This window comes from Ruminococcus sp., from assembly GCF_024684275.1.
In genome coordinates, this window is the sequence record NZ_JAIKXF010000069.1 from 1 (window position 1) to 2,664 (window position 2,664).

2 protein-coding genes are annotated in these 2,664 nt (G+C 36.1%); one reads left to right on the plus strand and one right to left on the minus strand.

The window, feature by feature from the left end; all coding sequences use genetic code 11:
• The coding region (locus K5677_RS07740) for a DUF6076 domain-containing protein (protein ID WP_296726490.1) at positions 1-956 on the plus strand (956 nt) is incomplete at its 5' end.
• Positions 957-985: 29 nt separating this feature from the next.
• Here the strand turns inward: K5677_RS07740 and K5677_RS07745 are convergent.
• Positions 986-2,389 carry an RES domain-containing protein gene (locus K5677_RS07745; protein ID WP_296726492.1) on the minus strand — a complete coding sequence of 468 codons (1,404 nt, stop codon included), beginning with the start codon at positions 2,387-2,389 and terminating at the stop codon, positions 986-988.
• Between the last annotated feature and the right edge of the window lie 275 nt (positions 2,390-2,664).

Sequence of the window (2,664 nt, forward strand, 5' to 3'; positions counted from 1 at the left end):
GCGCACAGGAAATTGAATTCGCATACGATAGCATCATGGACATTGCGAAGTCGCTTCCACCCTACGACACAAAGCATTTCAGACACGGTCTGCTGAGAAATCTGTTCGCATACTACAACGACATCTTTGACGAGCCTTTCTATGAGGACTCGGAGTTTGAAGTCGATGACTACAACGAACACTTTGTCAATGCAGAGAGTACTCCTGTGTCCTATGAGGAAATGTATATCACGGAAGAACTGCACGAGCTGAGAGCGTTATCTGATTACGAATTTGACAGCAAGAAGGTTTTCAGCAACTATGAAAACAGAAAAGACGCCGCAGACTTCACAAGTTGTATCGAACAGATGACGAACGAGTTCTCAACTTTTATCGAGGACATTATCCGTGTCAAGAAAATCTTTATGCCGTTTGTAGACGAGCTTTGTGACCACAACAGTTATCCGACAACTCAAAAAGTGATTGACACATTTCAAAAATATATAGGCGTTATTTCAAGCGGAAGTATGTGCATGGGACACACAGTTATCGAGACGAAAAAAGGTCCCATACTCTGTGAGACTTATCGTTTCACATCGCTGGGAGCCTTTCTGTATTTTGAATTATTCAAGTGCATTGAGGAGAAGTTTATGCCTGTCAAGTGCCGCAACTGCGGTCGGTGGTTTATCATGAAGCATACCACCTTCTCACACTACTGCAAGCGACTGGTCAGCAGCAATCCTCCGAAAACTTGTCGTGACAATGCAATGAGTCATAACTTCAAGGAGAAGATAAAGAGTGATCCCGTTTGGGAGATATACAACCGTGCATACAAGCAGCACTATGCTCGCTATATGAAAAAGAAAATGAGCAAATCACAGTTCGCAGATTGGGGCGACTATGCTATTGAGCTGCGAACTAAAGCTGCCGATGGCGAGCTGGAGATTGAGGAGTATCAGAGGCTGATTAAGTTATAACGTTTATTAATTACTCGCATATTCCGCTTTCATGACAACGGAGACATGGCTGAGTTATAATCAACATCTGCTCTTATACGAATTCTCAATTTGGAGAATAATGGCATAATATCTTCTCTAAAGGCAGCAATTGCTTTGTCATACGACTCATTAATTTTTCCTTTTTTGTAATCAGGATATAAATCTATCTGCTTACTAATGAATTTCTCTTTTTCAGCATCTAGATTATCATTAAAGAAATCAGTCATAAGAATCAATGTCTCAACTGAATGATAAACACCTTCGGGATTAACATAATTATTTGATGCTAAAATACTATACAAATTGATGAAGTCCTGACATAAGGCTTTAATCTCATTAAAAGGTGAGATGGTATGACTTAAGTTATCATTTTGAATTAAGCCTGTAATATAATCATTCACTTTTTCAAAATCTTCTTTTTTAACATTCTCCTGAGTAATTTTGCGAACAGTCTGCTTTACGGGTTGAGTCATTTTAAACACGTTATTTAATCGCATAGAATAATTATTCTCAAGATCTTTGGCTGGCATCACTACATTAACGGCATTTAGGTTATGAGCAGTTTTAATAATTGAAGAAGACCTATAAATAATGCCGTCAAAATTCTCATTTTCTCTTATCCATAACAAAAGAAGTTGCGGAAATATATATTCTTCAACAAAACTGACATTGCGATTCTCTACCATCAATGAACAAGCGACTCTAAGCGGAAATAAAACTAAGTATTTCATTATATAACGATCAATATCATCAGAATTATTAGGATGATTCAGATACCAAAGTTTTACCGATGAAATCAATTCTGCCGGAATAGTTGAAAAATCAATAAAGTGTAAGCTCTCATTTTCTTTCAAATCTATGGAGAAAAAAGAATAGCTAAACTCTTTGGGCATACCGCACTCATACCAACATAACTCCAGATCGCTTGCAAGGTATAAACAGGGATAGCCCGGAATACTGTATCTATATGATTTTATATTTTGTCTTTTGTCCATTGGTATATGAAATAATTCTTTTCGTTCATAGTTTTCACTTCCCTGCCGTATGCGCCATAACGATTTATACCAATCAAACCGCTCCTCACAGATATTTCTCGCTGTAATAAATTTCTCAACTTTTTGCATCATGTTATAAAAATGAACATGAAGTTCTGACATTTTTCCATTGTCATAATAATGAAATGTGAGGATTATATCATCACATAGATTTTTGATTATATGCAGATTATTTTTTAGTAGTTCATAACACTCGGAACGCAGTTCACGATTGGCAGTTTGCTGTAAAGCAATTGTCAAATCAGTAAAAAATTCATCGTAATATGAGCACAAGTATTCAGCTACTGGCTTTTCTCCACGTGCAACAGGAAGCTTATGTGAAAATATAAAATTATAAATTGGATCATTTAATTTCATTGTGTTTCTCCTTTTAATTGTTATATCTGCTTTATCAGAGTGTTTATTCCAAACAAAGAATGTATGATATATCGATAACGCTTTTTTTATTATAACTTAAAAAGAGCAAGTATTCAATATAAAAATGTAAATAGAAACAGCCGCAAGAGACTTAAAATCCCTTGCGGCTTTGGCTTTACTTAGACAATTCCTCAACGATCTCTCCCAAAAGCTGACAGCTTTCGGGGGAGAGTTTTTTATTTGATGTTTCATTACCATTCCTGAATACAGAAATC

Bases quoted from the DNA above. Each gene is read 5' to 3' on its own strand.
- K5677_RS07745 (WP_296726492.1), bottom strand. From the start codon at position 2,389: ATGAAATTAAATGATCCAATTTATAATTTTATATTTTCACATAAGCTT.